Origin of the sequence: Klebsiella sp. CN_Kp075 (genome assembly GCF_040065055.2) — a bacterium.
Classification (GTDB): Bacteria; Pseudomonadota; Gammaproteobacteria; order Enterobacterales; family Enterobacteriaceae; genus Klebsiella; species Klebsiella aerogenes.
Genome location: NZ_CM198050.1, coordinates 4,229,239 through 4,243,741 on the forward strand (window position 1 = coordinate 4,229,239; position 14,503 = coordinate 4,243,741).

Annotated in this window: 15 protein-coding genes; 3 read left to right on the forward strand and 12 right to left on the reverse strand. The window is 56.5% G+C overall.

Going from position 1 to position 14,503, the window contains the following annotated elements:
* Positions 1–17: 17 nt before the first annotated feature.
* Positions 18–1,262: an esterase FrsA gene (gene frsA, locus ABLV78_RS20280; RefSeq protein WP_045391134.1), complete on the reverse strand. Its 1,245-nt coding sequence runs from the start codon at positions 1,260–1,262 to the stop codon at positions 18–20.
* A 107-nt stretch (positions 1,263–1,369) separates the two neighbouring features.
* Positions 1,370–1,828 (reverse strand): xanthine phosphoribosyltransferase, encoded by a 459-nt coding sequence (gpt, locus tag ABLV78_RS20285; RefSeq protein WP_002889733.1) that lies wholly within the window; start codon positions 1,826–1,828, stop codon positions 1,370–1,372.
* Positions 1,829–2,085: 257 nt separating this feature from the next.
* Between gpt and pepD the strand changes: the two genes are divergently transcribed.
* Positions 2,086–3,543 carry a cytosol nonspecific dipeptidase gene (gene pepD, locus ABLV78_RS20290; RefSeq protein ID WP_047047374.1) on the forward strand — a complete coding sequence of 486 codons (1,458 nt, stop codon included), beginning with the start codon at positions 2,086–2,088 and terminating at the stop codon, positions 3,541–3,543.
* 303 nt (positions 3,544–3,846) lie between these two features.
* Here the strand turns inward: pepD and ABLV78_RS20295 are convergent, their stop codons facing one another.
* On the reverse strand, positions 3,847–4,308 hold the full coding sequence (locus ABLV78_RS20295; protein ID WP_045391137.1) for a GNAT family N-acetyltransferase: 462 nt from the start codon (positions 4,306–4,308) through the stop codon (positions 3,847–3,849).
* A 2-nt stretch (positions 4,309–4,310) separates the two neighbouring features.
* A complete protein-coding gene (dinB, locus tag ABLV78_RS20300) occupies positions 4,311–5,366 on the reverse strand; it encodes a DNA polymerase IV (RefSeq protein WP_015704475.1) in 1,056 nt (351 codons plus the stop codon).
* Positions 5,367–5,524: 158 nt separating this feature from the next.
* Between dinB and ABLV78_RS20305 the strand changes: the two genes are divergently transcribed.
* Positions 5,525–6,385 (forward strand): glycerophosphodiester phosphodiesterase family protein, encoded by an 861-nt coding sequence (locus tag ABLV78_RS20305; RefSeq protein WP_047047375.1) that lies wholly within the window; start codon positions 5,525–5,527, stop codon positions 6,383–6,385.
* A 55-nt stretch (positions 6,386–6,440) separates the two neighbouring features.
* Here ABLV78_RS20305 and nqrM read toward each other — a convergent pair whose 3' ends face one another.
* From nqrM to ABLV78_RS20340, 7 genes are read right to left on the reverse strand one after another with little or no spacing between them, the layout of a single operon-like run.
* Positions 6,441–6,656, reverse strand: coding sequence for a (Na+)-NQR maturation NqrM (gene nqrM, locus ABLV78_RS20310; protein WP_015368113.1), 216 nt, complete (start codon positions 6,654–6,656; stop codon positions 6,441–6,443).
* Between the two features lie 2 nt (positions 6,657–6,658).
* Positions 6,659–7,882 carry an NADH:ubiquinone reductase (Na(+)-transporting) subunit F gene (gene nqrF, locus ABLV78_RS20315; protein ID WP_015368114.1) on the reverse strand — a complete coding sequence of 408 codons (1,224 nt, stop codon included), beginning with the start codon at positions 7,880–7,882 and terminating at the stop codon, positions 6,659–6,661.
* 12 nt (positions 7,883–7,894) lie between these two features.
* Positions 7,895–8,491 carry an NADH:ubiquinone reductase (Na(+)-transporting) subunit E gene (gene nqrE, locus ABLV78_RS20320; RefSeq protein WP_015368115.1) on the reverse strand — a complete coding sequence of 199 codons (597 nt, stop codon included), beginning with the start codon at positions 8,489–8,491 and terminating at the stop codon, positions 7,895–7,897.
* A 6-nt stretch (positions 8,492–8,497) separates the two neighbouring features.
* Positions 8,498–9,136 (reverse strand): NADH:ubiquinone reductase (Na(+)-transporting) subunit D, encoded by a 639-nt coding sequence (locus tag ABLV78_RS20325; protein ID WP_002889716.1) that lies wholly within the window; start codon positions 9,134–9,136, stop codon positions 8,498–8,500.
* Positions 9,129–9,923 carry a Na(+)-translocating NADH-quinone reductase subunit C gene (locus tag ABLV78_RS20330; RefSeq protein WP_047047381.1) on the reverse strand — a complete coding sequence of 265 codons (795 nt, stop codon included), beginning with the start codon at positions 9,921–9,923 and terminating at the stop codon, positions 9,129–9,131. The genes ABLV78_RS20325 and ABLV78_RS20330 overlap by 8 nt, the downstream gene beginning before the upstream one ends.
* Positions 9,916–11,154: an NADH:ubiquinone reductase (Na(+)-transporting) subunit B gene (locus ABLV78_RS20335; protein WP_015704471.1), complete on the reverse strand. Its 1,239-nt coding sequence runs from the start codon at positions 11,152–11,154 to the stop codon at positions 9,916–9,918. Before ABLV78_RS20335 ends, ABLV78_RS20330 begins: the two co-directional genes overlap by 8 nt.
* Positions 11,155–11,157: 3 nt before the next feature.
* Positions 11,158–12,504 carry a Na(+)-translocating NADH-quinone reductase subunit A gene (locus tag ABLV78_RS20340; RefSeq protein WP_047047384.1) on the reverse strand — a complete coding sequence of 449 codons (1,347 nt, stop codon included), beginning with the start codon at positions 12,502–12,504 and terminating at the stop codon, positions 11,158–11,160.
* Positions 12,505–12,913: 409 nt separating this feature from the next.
* On the opposite strand from ABLV78_RS20340, the gene dpaA reads away from it, so the two are divergent.
* Positions 12,914–13,654, forward strand: coding sequence for a peptidoglycan meso-diaminopimelic acid protein amidase (dpaA, locus tag ABLV78_RS20345; RefSeq protein ID WP_015704469.1), 741 nt, complete (start codon positions 12,914–12,916; stop codon positions 13,652–13,654).
* Here dpaA and ABLV78_RS20350 read toward each other — a convergent pair.
* On the reverse strand, positions 13,625–14,392 hold the full coding sequence (locus tag ABLV78_RS20350) for a class II glutamine amidotransferase (protein WP_015368120.1): 768 nt from the start codon (positions 14,390–14,392) through the stop codon (positions 13,625–13,627). The two genes, dpaA and ABLV78_RS20350, sit on opposite strands and share 30 nt — an antisense overlap.
* Positions 14,393–14,503 lie beyond the last annotated feature (111 nt).

Genomic DNA, 14,503 nt, shown 5'->3' on the forward strand with positions numbered 1-14,503 from the left:
TAAAATTTAGCAATATATTAACTAAATCTATGATTGATCCAGCGGGCGATCTGACGCAATGCGTGATCGAAATTACGGTAAACCGGCTTAAACGGTACCTCAAGCAGCTTCCCATCCGACGAAGACGAGGTGATTAACCGCGACTCCTCTTCGGGGCTAAAGGGATCGTCTTTCCAGTAGCCGGAGAGCATCGGCGTAGGGCAACGGCGGCCCAGCAAGCCCTGAGTTTTTAATGAATAACGGTTAAGTTCGACACGCAGCGCTTCGTCAGAAGCATCGTGCATACCAAGACGCGATGCCAGCACATCGAGGAACATCTCCGGCACCCGCGCCATCAGCTGCGGATCCACCAGCAGGTTATGCACCACCGGCCCCAGACAGGCCACCGCCTTCAGTCTCTGCGATTCCAGATACCCCAGACGAACCGCAATATTGGCGCCGAAGCGGAAACCAAATGCCGCCACCCGGGTATGGTCAACCCAGGGGACATTCTGCAGATGCTGCAGCACGTACTGATGCAGCATGCTGGTGTCCTGGCTCAGCGTCCACTTGGTTGAGAAACCGATGGACGGCATGTCCAGCGTCAGCATGGCGATACCCAGCGGGGCAAAATACTTCTCATACAGGCTGTAATAATCGGTTTGCAGCGAATCCAGACCGCCGCACATCAGCACCGTCGGGAACGGGCCTTCGCCTTTCGGCATATGCAGGAAGCCCGTCACCGGGGCGCCGCCGGGGATAGCGAACTCCAGTTCACGCAGCTCGCCCGGCAGGCGTTGCGCCGCCTCTTCATAGGCGCGATTGGCCAGCGTCTGCGCCTGATCGGCTAATCCATCGCCCTTGATATGCGGGTAGGCGGCGATGCTATAGAGGTTGGAGGCGTGCAGCCAGTGGCGACCGCTCACCAGAGGATCGGTTTCCTGGGTCGCCTTTTGCTGCCACATCATCGCTTGTTTAGTCCACTCATACACCCAGTTGCCGCCGCGATAGCCGATCACCGTATCGTAGAGCTCCGGGTCGGAGCGCTCGGCATCGCTCATCACGATGCGCGCCTGGACATCCCATATCTCCTGCGGCGAGACGCCGCGCCAGATCCACATCAGGCGATTGATTAAGCGATACCAGTGATCGACGTGATTACCGCTCAGCGCGGTCTGCATGCCCTGATGCTGGCCGGAGGAAAACCGACGGACCAGCGTTGAGGTTTCCGGGTATTTGAATCGGGGTTTAAACAACGTTTCGCTAAGGTTAGCCTGTGACATGTGCCGCCTCCATCATGTTGCTGCTTTCGCTATTGTAACCTGCGTCAGGGTAAAAAAAACCACGCCCGGCATAACCGGGCGTGGTAATTATTCACTATTGGCGGGAATTAACGGCCAGCGATTGGCGGGACGAAGACGACGCCCATATCCCACGGCTGTTCAATCCAGGTATCCTGCGGGATATCAACCACATAATCATCAACCAGCGGACGGCCAGCCGGCTTGGCGAAAATGGTGACAAAGTGCGCTTTAGGATACATTTCGCGAATAGCGACGGCGGTGCCGCCGGTATCGACCAGGTCATCAATAACGATGAAACCTTCGCCATCGCCTTCAGCGCGCTTCAGTACTTTCAGCTCGCGCTGGTTGTCGTGATCGTAGCTAGAGATACATACGGTATCAACATGACGAATACCCAGTTCACGCGCCAGTAAAGCTCCCGGTACCAGACCGCCACGGCTAACGGCAATGATGCCTTTCCATTGTTCAACCGGAAGCAGACGGCTTGCCAGTTTGCGGGCGTGAATCTGCAACATGTCCCAGGTGACGACGTATTTTTCGCTCATGTGAATTGTCCCAGCCTGTGTATAACGGCTTAAATATTGTTCGAGGGGGAAAATGGTTGCGCGAGATTATAGAGACCTGACGCACTAAAAACCAGTATTAAGCGCCTCCGGCAACGCTTTTTGCGTGCTTTACACTAGCAGAGCGCGCGGAAAGTGGTATTCTCAACCACATCGCGCAAGCCCGAGCTTGTAGTGAATCTTATTGCTAACCCTCGACCTGTAAACGACTTTTGCAGGTGACTGTAAGGAGACTCATCGTGTCTGAATTGTCTCAATTATCCCCGCAACCGCTTTGGGATATTTTTGCCAAAATTTGCTCCATCCCGCACCCGTCCTATCACGAAGAACAGCTCGCCGAGCACATCATGGGTTGGGCAAAAGAAAAAGGCTTACACGCGGAACGCGACCAGGTTGGCAACATTCTGATTCGTAAAAGCGCGACCGCCGGTATGGAAAACCGCAAGCAGGTGGTTCTGCAGGCGCACCTCGATATGGTGCCGCAGAAAAATAACGATACCGTCCACGATTTCACCAAAGACCCGATCCAGCCGTACATCGACGGCGAGTGGGTCAAAGCGCGCGGCACCACCCTGGGCGCGGATAACGGCATCGGTATGGCCTCGGCGCTGGCGGTGCTGGCCGACGATAGCGTTGCCCACGGCCCGCTGGAAGTGCTGCTGACCATGACCGAAGAAGCCGGCATGGATGGCGCGTTCGGTCTGCAGGCCAACTGGCTGCAGGCGGATATCCTGATCAATACCGATTCGGAAGAAGAAGGCGAAATCTACATGGGTTGCGCCGGCGGTATCGATTTCACCTCTAACCTGGCGCTGACTCGCGAAGCGATTCCTGCCGGTTTCCAGAGCTTTAAACTGACCCTGAAAGGCTTAAAAGGCGGCCACTCCGGCGGTGAAATCCACGTCGGCCTGGGCAACGCTAACAAGCTGCTGGCGCGCTTCCTCGCCGGCCACGCCGATGAGCTGGATCTGCGTCTGGTCGATTTCAACGGCGGTACGCTGCGTAACGCTATCCCGCGTGAAGCCTTCGCGACCGTCGCCGTCGCCGCGGACAAAGCGGATGCGCTGAAAGCGCTGGTGAATACTTACCAGGATATCCTGAAAAACGAACTGGCGGCCAAAGAGAAGAATCTGGTCGTCCTGCTGGAAGCGGTCGCGAACGATAAAGCGGCGCTGACTCAAGCTTCCCGCGACGGTTTCGTGCGCCTGCTGAACGCGACGCCGAACGGCGTGATCCGCAACTCCGACGTCGCCAAAGGCGTGGTTGAAACTTCGCTGAACGTCGGCGTCGTCACCATGACCGACGACAACGTGCAGATCCACTGCCTGATTCGCTCGCTGATCGATAGCGGTAAAGACTATGTTGTCAGCATGCTGGATTCACTGGGCAAACTGGCCGGGGCGAAAACCGAAGCCAAAGGCGCTTACCCAGGCTGGCAGCCGGATGCCAACTCTCCGGTTATGCACCTGGTGCGCGAGACCTATCAGCGCCTGTTCAACAAGACGCCGAACATCCAGATTATCCACGCTGGTCTGGAATGCGGTCTGTTCAAAAAACCGTATCCGGATATGGACATGGTCTCCATCGGCCCAACCATTACCGGCCCGCACTCCCCGGATGAGCAGGTTCATATCGAGAGCGTCGGCCAGTACTGGACGCTGCTGACCGAACTGCTGAAAGCGATTCCGGCGAAGTAAGCCATGCACCGGCGGCGTGATGCCGCCGGTTGTTCCTCCGGGCCCCGGTGATGACCTGTATTGTCTGGTGGTGGCTAACGCCTTATCCGGCCTACCGTTAATTTGTTCACCACGCAGCCTCAAAATCCCCGGTGGCGCTACCGCTTACCGGGGCTACAGTAATGTGCAGTTTGGTAGCCCGGACAAGGCGCAATGCGCCGCCTCCGGGAAAATCCCTGCCGGCGACTGGACCACAACAGACTCTCAGCGTTATGAGATAAAAGCTTTTCTCAAGCTAAAACAGCCGCAAACCGATAACAGTATCTATTCAGCCTTCCCCGAACCGCGTTTTTCCATTCGATAGTTGGTGAACCACTCTCCACGCGATTCCACTCGCTGCTCAGCGACGACACGAAATCCCTGACGAAGAAAACTGGATCGTGCCGTTATGCTCGCATCGACCGACAGTACCTTTCCCGGATGGCTGGCGCAGACCGCGCCGATGAGCGCATGACCGATTCCACGACGGGCATAATCCGGCGAGACGAATAAAAGGTCGATATAATCATTAACGGCGGTGATAAATCCAACCGGCTGATTATCAATAACCGCCACCAGCACTTGCGAATCGGCAAGTTTCTGCCGCCAGCGGGATTCATCAACCTGCGCCCAGGCGGCAATTTGCGCGGGAGAATAATCCCGGCTGGCGGTCTCTCTCACCGCGCGCAAAAAAATGGCGCACAGCGCCGGAAAATCATCTTCTGAATACGCCCTGATCGTTAACATCGTTATAGTCCAAGCACCAGTTGTCGTTCGAGCTGTGGGTCGAGCAGCGTCACGTGTAACCCCACCAGCCGCACGCCGCGGCTGCCCCGACGTTCGAGCCAGGCGTTGCGCGCGGTCGCGATTAAATCCTCTTTGTTTAACCGCGGCCAGACGTGCTCCTGAGTAGTGAGCTGAAAATCGTTAAACTTCAGTTTAATGCCCTGACGCGCGATCAGTAGATCCGGTTTTACCTTCGCCAGACGACGTTCCAGCTCGGGATAGAGATTTTCGATAATCGCTTCGCAGTCTGACCACTCATGAATATCTTCCGCCAGAGTGCGCTCGACGCCGACCGATTTGCGCTGACGATCGTTATGGATTTCGCGCTCGTCAATGCCGTGGCTGCGCTCCCACAGGATACGGCCAAACTTACCAAAGCGTTTAAGCAGCATCGCCAGATCGCTGTTCTGCACGTCGCCACAGGTACGCAGCCCCATATTTTCCAGCTTCGCCGCCGACACCTTCCCGACGCCGGGGATTTTCGCCAGCGGCAGAGACCGCACAAATTCCGCCACCTGGTGCGGGGCAATGACGAACTGGCCATTCGGCTTGTTCATATCTGAAGCGATTTTGGCGAGAAATTTTACCGGCGCCACGCCAGCCGAAGCGGTGAGATTCAGTTCACGCTCGATGGTCTGGCGGATCTCCTGGGCCATCAGCGTGGCAGAGCCGTGGCAGTGTACGCTGTCGCTCACGTCAAGGTAGGCTTCATCCAGCGACAGCGGCTCGATTAACGAGGTATAGCGGGAGAAAATTTCGCGGATGTGGTTCGAGGCTTCTTTATAGGCATCAAAGCGCCCCGGCAGCAGCGTGAGGTGCGGACACAGTTTAAGCGCCGTCGCCGTCGGCATCGCGCTGCGCACGCCAAACTTACGCGCAGGATAGTTCGCGGTACTAATCACGCCACGCTGTACCCGACTGCCGCCAATGGCAATGGGGATATCGCGCAACGCCGGGTTGTCACGCATTTCCACCGCTGCGAAGAAGCAGTCCATATCGACATGGATAATTTTACGCATCGCCTTGCCCAACACTGTATACCCATACAGCATAGCAAAACTACGCGCAAATTTTATCTTTTTTTAATTCAACCGCCAAAAAAGCTGTTACAACATAAAAGTGAAACAAATCACCTTTATTTTCATATATTTAAATAATGAATCAGGAAGATACAATCATGAAGAAAATACTCACGCTACTCTGCCTGCTGGCGACCGGCAGCGCTTTTGCCAACCCGCAGTTGATTGCCCACCGCGGCGGTACCGGCGATGCGCCGGAAAATACCCTACCGGCCATCAAACTGGCGCTGGAAAACCACGCGCAGGCCATCTGGGTCACGGTACAGCTAAGCCGCGACGGCGTACCGGTGCTCTATCGCTCAAGCGATCTCTCCGCCCTGACCAACGCCGAGGGCAAGGTCTCAAGCTTAACCGCCGCCGAGCTGGCGAAAGTCGATGCTGGCTGGAAATGGGGCGATGACAGCCATCCGTGGCGCGGCAAGCAGGCCACGATCCCGACCTTACAAAGCGTGCTGCAGCAGTGGCCGCAGACCTTCTTCTACATCGATATAAAATCACCGGATGCCGATCCAACGGTGATGGGCGAACGCCTGCTGGAGGTGTTAAAAAACACCCATAGCCTCGAGCGGGTGCGGGTTTATTCCACCGAAGACCGCTATATCGCCGCTCTGCCGCAACCAATCCCCCGCTTTGTTAGCCGCAGCGAAACCCGAACCAGGCTTGCAAACGTTTCGCTCAGCCACCAGTGTCAGCAAGACAGCCAGCGCGATGGCGATAAGTGGTACGGGTTGGAACTGAAGCGCAAGGTGGAGGTAGTCGAGAAGTTTACCCTTGGTGAAGGCGTTTCTCCGGCGACGCTCACCTGGGATAAAGAGGCGATGGATTGCTTCCGCTCGCAGGGTCCGGCCCACATCATTTTCTTCGGTATCAATAGCGCGGAAGATTATCGTACAGCGAAAGAGCTGGGCGCCGACGGCGTGATGGTGGACTCTCCGGCGCAGGCGAAAAACTGGCAGTAAGATAAAAAAGGCCGCGAAAGCGGCCTGAAAACGCAAGCGTAGCGCCGTCGGCGCATTAGAGAATGCGCTGCTGCTGGCGCTGCGCCTCGCGGGCGAGACGTTTCTTACGCGCGTCGCACGGTTCCGGACAGTCGCAGACTTTCTCCAGCCCCAGCGAGGAGATCCCGCCGCAGCTGCCTTGAATACTCTTACGCTTCACCAGGTAGCCCAGGGACATGCCGAGGATCACCAGCGCAAAAATCACAAAGGTCGCGACAAATACCGTCCACATCATCAGCCTCCAAAGTCGTCGAGCATGATGTTCTCATCTTCGACGCCCAGGTCTTTGAGCATTTTAATCACCGCGGCGTTCATCACCGGCGGCCCGCACATATAGAACTCGCAATCTTCCGGCGCCGGATGGTCGCGCAGATAGTTTTCATACAGAACATTATGGATAAAGCCCGTATGCCCGGTCCAGTTATCTTCCGGCAGCGGATCGGAGAGCGCGACGTGGAAGGTAAAATTGGGGTTTTCGCGCGCCAGCTGTTCAAACTCATCGTCATAGAACATTTCACGCAGCGAACGCGCGCCGTACCAGAAGCTGATTTTACGCGTGCTGTGCAGGCGCTTAAGCTGGTCAAAGATGTGCGAACGCATCGGCGCCATGCCCGCACCGCCGCCGATAAACACCATCTCGGCGTCGGTCTCTTTGGCAAAGAACTCGCCAAACGGCCCGGAAATCGTCACCTTATCGCCAGGCTTCAGCGACCAGATATAGGACGACATTATCCCCGGCGGCGCATCCGGAACCTTCGGCGGCGGCGTGGCGATACGCACGTTGAGCATAATGATGCCCTCCTCTTCCGGATAGTTAGCCATCGAGTAGGCGCGCAGGGTCGGCTCTTTCACCTCAGAGACATAGCGGAACAGGTTGAACTTGTCCCAGTCTGAGCGATATTCATCGGGAATATCAAAGTCGGCATAGGCCACTTTATGCGACGGGCATTCGATCTGAATATAACCGCCGGCGCGGAACGGCACCGCTTCACCATCCGGCACCCGTAATTTGAGCTCTTTAATGAAGGTCGCTTTGTTATCATTAGAGATAACCTCGCACTCCCATTTTTTCACGCCGAAAATCTCTTCCGGCAGCTCAATTTTCATATTCTGCTTCACCGCCACCTGGCAGGCCAGGCGGCACCCTTCTTTGGCTTCGCGTTTGGTGATATGCGAAAGCTCGGTCGGCAAAATATCGCCGCCGCCTTCTTTGATGGTCACCCGGCACTGGCCGCAGGAGCCGCCGCCGCCGCAGGCGGAAGAGACGAAGATACCGTTGCTGGAGAGCGTGTTCAGCAGTTTGTCGCCCGCCGGCGTGCGGATCTGTTTATCCGCTTCGTTATTGATTTCAATAACCACGTCGCCCGCGTTCACCAGCTTCGAGCGCGCCACCAGGATGAGCCCCGACAGGACCAGCACGATCAGCGTGAACATCACCACGCCAAGAATAATTTCCATACTTTTCCGCCCTTATAGCTGCACACCGGAGAATGACATAAAGCCCAGCGCCATCAGTCCGGTGGTGATAAAGGTGATCCCTAACCCGCGCAGACCGGCGGGCACGTTGGCGTACTTCATTTTTTCGCGGATCCCCGCCATCGCGACAATCGCCAGCATCCAGCCGATGCCGGAACCAAAGCCGTAAACAATCGATTCCGGGAAGTTGTAATCGCGCTGCACCATAAACGACACGCCGCCGAAAATGGCGCAGTTAACGGCGATAAGCGGCAGGAAGATCCCTAACGCGTTATAGAGTGCCGGGAAGTACTTATCGAGGATCATCTCAAGTATTTGCACCAGCGCCGCAATTACCCCGATAAAGGTGATGAAGTTAAGGAAGCTGAGGTCTACGCCTTCCATCAATGCGCCGTCGCGCAGCACCAGGTTATAGACCAGGTTGTTGATAGGTACGGCAAGACCCAGCACCACCGTGACCGCAACGCCCAGGCCAAAAGCGGTGGAGACCTTTTTCGACACCGCGAGGAAGGTACACATCCCGAGGAAGAAGGCCAGCGCCATGTTCTCAACGAACACCGCGCGGACAAACAGGCTAATGTAATGAGCCATAATCGGTTACTCCTTTTCCTGCTGTTCAGGCTTCCAGCTACGCAGGGCCCAAATCAGCAAACCGATAATGAAGAACGCACTCGGCGCCAGCAGGAACAGGCCGTTCGGCTGATACCAGCCGCCGTTCTGCACCGTTTCCAGTACGGTGATACCGAACAGCTTGCCGCTGCCGATAAGCTCGCGCAGGAAGCCGACGATAATCAGGATCGCGCCGTAACCGAGACCGTTACCGATACCATCCATAAAGCTGGCCAACGGCGGCGATTTCATGGCATAAGCTTCGGCACGCCCCATCACGATACAGTTCGTGATAATAAGCCCGACGAACACCGACAGCTGCTTAGAGGTCTCATAGGCGAAAGCCCGCAGCAGCTGATCCACCACGATAACCAACGAGGCGATGATCGCCATCTGCACGATGATACGTACGCTATTGGGAATATGGTGGCGAATCATAGAGATAAACATGCTGGAAAACGCCGTCACCAGCGTCACCGCAATGGTCATCACGAAGGCGGTTTCCAGTTTGGTAGTCACCGCCAGCGCGGAGCAGACGCCGAGCACCTGCAGGGCGATGGGGTTATTGGCGATAAGCGGCCCCACCAGCACGCGCTTCACCTCTTTCATATCGCTCTGTTCAGCCATTATTCAGCTCTCCCTCACGAACCTTTTTCAGGAACGGACCAAAGCCCAGTTCGCCCATCCAGAAATCAAAGCTATGCTGCACGCCGTTTGACGTCAGCGTGGCGCCGGATAAACCGTCAACCGCGTGGAGATCGCCTGCGCGCGCGCCGCCTTTTACCACCTTCAGCGACGGCATGCCGTTGTCATCCAGCACCTGTTTACCGACAAACTGCTGACGCCAGTTCGGGTTTTCCACCTCGCCGCCCAGCCCCGGCGTTTCGCCCTGGTCGTAGTAAGTAATGCCTTTCACCGTACGCCCATCGACGTCCAGCGCCACGAAGGCGTACATCATGGACCACAGACCGTTGCCATAGATAGGCAGCACAACTTCCTGAATCTGCTGCTGCGCGTCGCGCACCAGGTAAATCTCCGCCAGGTTGCTGCGGCGTTTAATCCCGGCCGGATCCTGGCTGGCGTCGAGCGCGATGCTCTGCTGCGGATCTTTCAGCGCCTGGGCCTGATTAAATTTACCCGGGTCTTTATCCAGCAGTTCGCCGGTCGCCAGATTGACCAGCCGAGGGGTAATGCGCGCGGCGAAGGTTTCCGCCACCGCGTCAGCATCCATCCCCTGCGGCATCAGGCCGGCGACCGCCAGGATATTGCGCTGTTTATCCAGCGCGCGTTGTTCCTGCTGACGCGACTTGAGGCCCACGGCGGAACCGGCGACCACAATGGAGCACACCAGACAAAGCACCAGCACCACCAGCAGCGTTTTGCCGATGCTATCGTTACTTTTCTTCTCAGCCACGCGACTTCCTCCGCTTGATATTGGCCTGCACCACCAGGTAATCGAACAGCGGCGCAAACAGGTTGGCGAACAGAATCGCCAGCATCATCCCTTCCGGATAGGCCGGGTTGACGACGCGAATCAGTACGCACATCACGCCAATCAGCAGGCCATAGCTCCATTTACCTTTATCGGTAAAGGAAGCCGAGACCGGGTCAGTCGCCATAAACATCATGCCAAAGGCGAACCCGCCGAGCACCAGATGCCAGTACCACGGCATCGAGAACATTGGGTTGGTATCGGAACCAATGAAATTAAACAGCGTAGCGGTAGCGATCATACCGACCATCACCCCGGCGACGATGCGCCAGGAAGCGATACGGGCAAAGATAATGAACGCGCCGCCAATGAGGATCATCAGCGTCGACACTTCGCCAATCGAGCCGGGAATATTGCCGAGGAAGGCGTCCATCCAACTCACCGGGATGCCGGTGGCGACGTTAACCAGCGCTTCACCACCGCCGCTGGCCCACTGGGAGAGCGGCGTCGCGCCGGAGAAACCGTCTGCCGCCGTCCATACCAGGTCGCCGGAAATCTGCGCCGGGTAGGCGAAGAACAGGAACGCGCGCCCCGCCAGCGCCGGGTTGAGGAAATTGCGCCCGGTGCCGCCGAAAATCTCTTTGGCAATCACCACGCCAAAGGAGATCCCCAGCGCCGCCTGCCATAGCGGCATCGTTGGCGGCACAATCAGCGCGAAGAGAATCGAGGTAACGAAAAAGCCTTCGTTGATCTCATGTTTGCGCACAATCGCGAAAAGTACTTCCCAAAAACCGCCGACGATGAATACGGTGAGGTAGATAGGCAGGAAAAACACCGCCCCCAGCGTCATCATGCTAAGCCACCCGGCATCGGCGCTGAAGCTCACCCCTAACCACTGGGCAACGCTATAGTGCCAGTTGTTGGCAATGACCTGCTGCAGCTGTTCGGCGCCGTATAGCTTGTGCAGCGCCGGAATTGTCTGCAAGCCGACGTTGTACATGCCCCAGAACATCGCCGGGAACACTGCAAACCAGACGAGGATCATCATCCGCTTGAGGTCAATGGCGTCACGTACGTGCGCGGCGCCGCGGGTGACTAAACCCGGGGTGTAGAAGATCGTCGCCGCCGCTTCATACAGCGGGTAATATTTTGCTAACTTGCCGCCGTGCGTGAAATGCGGCTCAAGTTTCTCAATCAGGTGCTTTAAGCCCATCTCTTATCCTTCCTGCTCAATCTGGGTTAACACGCTGCGCAGCGCCGGGCCGTATTCATATTTGCCCGGACAAACGTAGGTGCAGAGCGCCAGATCTTCTTCATCCAGCTCCAGACAGCCCAGCGCCTGGGCGCTATCGCTATCGCCGGCAAGCAGATCGCGCAGCAATATGGTCGGCAGAATATCCAGCGGCATTACCCGCTCATAGTTGCCGATCGGCACCATCGCCCGCTCGCCGCCGTTAGTATCAGTGGAAAAATTAAAGCGCTTGCGCTTAAAGAAATGACCAAGGGTGGTGCGGGTAATCGAGAACTTCTCTTTGCCCGGCATCACCCAGCCAAACAGCTCTTTTTCACGGCCTTCTCGTACCACGCTGACCTGCAAATGGTAGCGCCCGAGGAAGGCGTGAGGGCCGCAGGCGTGGGTGCCGCTCAAGACAGAACCGGAAATTACCCGGTTTTCATCATCTACCAGCTCGCCCGCCAGCAGTTCATCGAGGCTGGCGCCGAGACAGGTTTGCAGCAATCGCGGCTGTTTTACCTGCGGGCCGCCAAGGGCAATGACGCGTTCGCTGTACAGCTCGCCGTCGAGGAACAGTTTGCCAATGGCGATGACCTCCTGATAGTTGAGATGCCAGACCTGTTTGGTCAGGCTGACCGGCTCAAGGAAGTGAATGTGCGTACCGGCAAGCCCTGCCGGATGCGGGCCGCTAAACTGGTTGAATGTCACCTGCCCGGCGGGATGGCCGCCCAGCTTGCCGCCGCTGGCCTGACAGACGTGGACTTTACCGTCCGTCAGGCGCGTCAGCACCGTCAGACCGGCGTCAAAGGCTTCACGCTGGGCCAGGATAATCGGCTGCGGTTCAGCCGCCAGCGGGTTGGTATCGATAGCGGTGACGAAGATAGCCGCCGGAACGCTGCCCGGCGCGGGAATTTTACTGAAAGGACGGGTACGAAACGCCGTCCACTGCCCGGAGTCCAGCAACTGTTGCTGCACCGCTTCCCGCGCTAAATCGTTAAGATCTTCTAATGCATAGCGGGGAAACGACACCGCCTCATTGCTGCCGTCGACATCAATCACCACCGATTGCAGCACCCGGCGCTCGCCGCGATGAATGGCGCTGACCACCCCGCTGGCTGGCGCGGTAAAACGCACCCCGGCGTTCTTTTTATCTTCGAACAGCACCTGGCCTTTTTGCACCCGATCGCCTTCGCTCACCGCCATCGAGGGGCGCATGCCGACGTACTCCTCGCCGAGCAGCGCGACGCGTTTTACCGCAGGCCGGGACGAGATCTGCTGTAATGGCATGCCAGCTATGGGCAAATCCAGCCCTTTCGTGATTTTAATCATATCGTTAGCAGGTATCCGTAACCTAAACCCCGGCTCAAGCCGAGGCCAGCATTATTGATGGAATATCAGAATAAGAAAGGGATAGCGGTGCCACGGGGGCACAAGACGGGAGAGAAGCATCCTTTCTTACCCTGGTCATAAACGGCGGGAGTGTAACATTTTGTGAGTGGCAGAAGTAGGAAAAGCGCCAATAAGTGCTTCTAAAATGCGAGCTATTGCGCAAAGTTCTCACTGCGCTTTGCGGCAATATTCGCTATAAAGGAACATTAAATTGTAAACGCAGCCACACCGTGCTTGCGAAAAACTGCCGTGATGCTAATGTGAGCGCTCTAAATCCAGAAAACTCTGATTTCGGGTATCTCTTGCCGTCCTGGCATGTGGTTTTTTGTTTTATCAAGGAACAAGCAGTATGCGCAAAATCGCATTCTTTATTGCGATGCTTCTGTTGCCGTGCGTGTCATTTGCTGGGTTACTCAGCAGTAACAGCCCGACAACGCCGGTTAGCAAAGAATATAAACAGCAGTTAATGGGCTCCCCCGTTTATATTGAGATCTTCAAAGAAGAGCGGATGCTCGATCTCTACGTCAAAATGGGCGAAACCTACCAGCTTCTCGATAGCTACCGGATCTGTAACTACTCCGGCGGCCTCGGGCCGAAGCAACGCCAGGGCGATTTCAAAAGTCCGGAAGGATTTTATAACGTCTCGCGCAGTCAGCTAAAACCAGACAGCCGCTTTTATAAAGCGATCAATATCGGCTTCCCGAATGCCTACGATCGCGCGCACGGCTATGAAGGTAAATACCTGATGATCCACGGCGCCTGCGTTTCCGTCGGCTGCTACGCGATGACCGATACCGGCATTGACGAGATCTTCCAGTTTGTCACCGGCGCGCTGGTATTTGGCCAGCCAAGCGTGCAGGTCAGCATCTATCCGTTCCGGATGACCGACGCCAACATGGCGCGACATAAGTTCTCGTACTATGCGGATTTCTGGAAGCAGCTGAAGCCAGGCTATGACTACTTCCAGCAGACCCACAAACCGCCGGTGGTTTCGGTGATGGATGGCCGCTATATCGTCAGCAAGCCGCTCAGCCACGAGGTTATCCAGCCGCAGCTGGCCTCAAACTATACGCTCCCCGAGGCAAAATAACGCCCACTCGCCTGGCATGATTTTATTCCAGGCCTCATTGCCGGTCAGCGGCTGAGTGGCGATAACGGAGACCACATCGTTTGGTGTGGTCTCACGTTGAAAATCAATTTCCACATCCTGATCCAGCAGCTTCGCCACGCCAAACGGCGCCCGACGGGTGATCCAGTACAGGTTGGTTGAACAGTACGCCATTACATAGCGCCCGTCCGATAACAGCATATTAAACACGCCCTTCTCGCGCATTTCGCCCGCCAGCGTCGCGATGTACTTAAACACGCCGACCATATTGCCAGGCGTGCGCGGATAGCGCTCGGTTAAACGGTGCAGCAGCCAGCAGAAAGCCGTTTCGCTGTCGGTCTCGCCCACCGGGCGGAAATTTCCGGTCTTCAGCGATTTATAGCCTTTGAGCTGGCCGTTATGGGCGTAGGTCCAGTGACGGCCCCACAGTTCGCGGGTGAACGGATGGGTGTTCTCCAGCGCCACCTCGCCACGGTTGGCCTGACGGATATGGGCAATGACGGAACAGGATTTGATGGGATAATCCTGTACCAGTTTGGCTATCGGCGACTGAAAGCTCGGCTGCGGATCTTTAAATGTGCGACACCCTTTCCCTTCGTAAAAGGTAATGCCCCAGCCGTCTTTATGCGGCCCGGTGCCGCCCCCGCGCTGAACCAGCCCGGAGAAGCTAAAACAGATATCGGTCGGCACATTGGCGCTCATCCCGAGCAATTCGCACATAGATCACCTCATACAACTTACTGAAACATAAAAGGCGTTATTGGTGCAGTCAGTTTGGACACGGCCAGCGCGCAAAAACCGGAGCGTACTTCATGTACGTGAGGATGATTC